This is a genomic window from Microcystis sp. LEGE 08355, assembly GCF_015207185.1.
GTDB classification, from domain to species: domain Bacteria; phylum Cyanobacteriota; class Cyanobacteriia; order Cyanobacteriales; family Microcystaceae; genus Microcystis; species Microcystis panniformis.
Genome location: NZ_JADEXI010000641.1, coordinates 1 through 2,472 on the forward strand (window position 1 = coordinate 1; position 2,472 = coordinate 2,472).

At 43.8% G+C, this 2,472-nt stretch carries 4 protein-coding genes; all 4 read right to left on the reverse strand.

Features of this window, described 5'->3' with window-relative positions; all coding sequences use genetic code 11:
- Positions 1–150 precede the first annotated feature (150 nt).
- The gene (locus IQ242_RS22320) at positions 151–510 is read right to left on the reverse strand and encodes an aspartyl protease (RefSeq protein ID WP_193961451.1); all 360 of its coding nucleotides are present in this window, start codon (positions 508–510) and stop codon (positions 151–153) included.
- Positions 507–803, reverse strand: a complete 297-nt coding sequence (locus IQ242_RS22325; RefSeq protein WP_193961448.1) for a hypothetical protein — start codon at positions 801–803, stop codon at positions 507–509. The genes IQ242_RS22320 and IQ242_RS22325 overlap by 4 nt, the downstream gene beginning before the upstream one ends.
- A gap of 292 nt (positions 804–1,095) precedes the next feature.
- Entirely contained in the window at positions 1,096–1,761 is a 666-nt protein-coding gene (locus tag IQ242_RS22330; protein WP_193961449.1) for a hypothetical protein, read from the reverse strand.
- A 177-nt stretch (positions 1,762–1,938) separates the two neighbouring features.
- A partial coding sequence (locus IQ242_RS22335; RefSeq protein ID WP_228021158.1) for a hypothetical protein occupies positions 1,939–2,472 on the reverse strand: 534 nt, incomplete at its 5' end.

The following is a 2,472-nucleotide window of genomic DNA, read 5'->3' on the forward strand; positions in this document are numbered from 1 at the left end:
TCAATTGTTTCATTTAAAAGAGCGAGCTTTAGGAAAATTGTCTGAGCAATTTTTTGATAATTGACCACTGTTACATTTGGTAAATCGAGGAGTTGATCAAAATTTATCCACATAACCCACCTCCTGTTCTGTTTTACTATTATACCATGCTCACACAGAACCTAGAAGAGCCGGTATCCTGACCATTAAATCGAATTCCTTGAGCCATTGTGAGCCGATCAGGATTTCTTGAATATCATCCCCAGCCAAGACGGGAACTTCAAACTCTCGCTCGTTGATGAGAACTTTACCGAGATAGATATCGAAGTTTACCAATCCTCGCGCGGTGAGCATTTCTTCTTGATCGAAATACGCCCAATTCAATCCTTCAACATCCTGTTTATTTATCGCTAGAAACTCGGTAAACCCGGTATCTAGCATGGCATCTACGGAAAGATTCTCGCCTTCTCCCGTGATGAGAGCGATCGGGAAAAATATCTCGCAATTATCACCGAATGTTCCTCGGATTATATCGTTCCACAAGCTCCCGTCCCGTCCAACCGGAAAAGACAATGGATAGAATCGGGATGAGCGGTTTTTTGATCGATGTCGATAAAATATTCCTTGCTATCCGGCTCGGTGGCGATATACCGTCCGTAATGTTCGCCGATCAACTCTGGTCTGATTTGCTCGAATATCGTCCAACAACGTTGATAAAACGCTTCATTTTCCGATTTTCTTTTCGCTTTTTCTGCTTCTGTCCATTGGATTTCAGGAAAAATACGTCCTCGACGGGGTGTTCTGTTAGGAATAGGTTGTGTCATGGTTTTTAATCTCCCAATCTGGTGATTTTCAAGATTAAATAGCATCATAAATATCGATTATTATAACATAATTTTTGTTTATTTCTTTGAATAACAGGTCGGATTAAGGCTAGTTTTCTACTTATTGCGTAAAAGAATAGGGTTTAGTTTATCCTGAAATCAGATTCTTTGGCAAAACAAAAACTGTTCAATAGATTTTATTCAGTCGATTGACTGTGGTTAAAAAGTACAAATTATTCGGTTAATAGGGTGAAACGCACCCCCAGAATGAGGGTGCGAGAGAGGTCAAGGATTAACGTCGGCGTGGGGATTTAGCTGGGGGCAATTCTGGCCGGTTGCTTTCGGGCAGTTCACCCAACGAGCGAGCGATAAGGGCGTTGACATCTCCTGCGCTCCAACCGTCAACGCAGGTCAACAGTCGGGTGCTTTCCAAGTCGATCAGTTGCTCGCCGTATTGGTTGTGAAAAGCGTCGATCATTTCCAGTTGCTTTTTCTCCTCGTCGGATTGACGTGTACGCCAGTTAAAGCAGACGGAATAATAAGGTCCCTCCGCACCGACTTCTTTCTGAAAACTGAGGGTGAAGATACCGAGTGCGGGTTCGCCGTTATTCATAGCAGCTTGGACGGTATTGAACAGAGCGGAAATGCTCTGTTTTTTGATATACCCGACACAGACGGTATTGGGTGGCAGAATTTCGGCGGGTACATTGGGAGCCGGGATAAAAAATAGCTGAATCCACAGCACGTTATCGGTTTTGCCTAGAGTACCGAAATATTTCGATACTTTGATGATATTTATGTCGATTTTGTCCTCTGGATTGGACTTGCGATGTTGCGGGTCGGAACCCCCGACGAAGATGCCGCCTCCCCCGTCTTTACAGTTGAAACGAACCGAGTAGGGAACATCGGGAAGACAAATGGAGTTAGCGGGACGACTACCGAATACCTTAAATGTCATGGTTTTGACCTCTATGTTAATTTTTTTACACCTAATGCGATAGCTTTTAAATTGTCTAAGTTTTTAAGATTTTTTCGTTTTTATTGATATTTTTATGATTTATTTTCTTGAATTTGAGCCAATTATAAAAAGCGAGAGAAATTTCCCCCGCTTGTACGATTAAATCTAGCTAGTGGTTTACTTTAATCTGACGCTGAGAAGCGGTTCGAGAGTGGTCAGTTGACGTTCTAAGTCTGCATATTCAGCTTGATAGGTTCGTCCTTCATCGGTTTGTTGCAGTCTGAGGAGACGAGACCGTAAAAGGGCGATCTCCCTTTCCATGCTGGCGATCTCCTCTTGGTTTTGATATTGGGCTTTTTCAGCTTCCAACTCGATCAATTGCTTGAGCGATTCGAGGTCGGCATGGCTTTCGGGTTTTGGCTTCTGGGAACGTAATTGCAGAATGATATCGATGGTATCGGTGCGGTACACTACCCGTTTGCCGTTGGCCGTCGCACCCTCATTGATGATCGACAACGCCTGTTTGATCGCCATCGGTTCGATTTCTTCTAGTTTGGCCGAAAGTGCGGCTATCTGCCAGCGGATATCGGCGTATTCATCTAGAATGTTCGAGGTTTGAACGGTTGGAGTCGGAATTATCGGTTGGTTCATGGTGTTTAACCCTAGATTTACACCTCCCCGCTTGGCGAAGATTCTTATCTCTTTTGTGTC

Bases quoted from the DNA above. Each gene is read 5' to 3' on its own strand.
- IQ242_RS22325 (WP_193961448.1), bottom strand. From the start codon at position 803: ATGACACAACCTATTCCTAACAGAACACCCCGTCGAGGACGTATTTTT.
- IQ242_RS22330 (WP_193961449.1), bottom strand. From the start codon at position 1,761: ATGACATTTAAGGTATTCGGTAGTCGTCCCGCTAACTCCATTTGTCTT.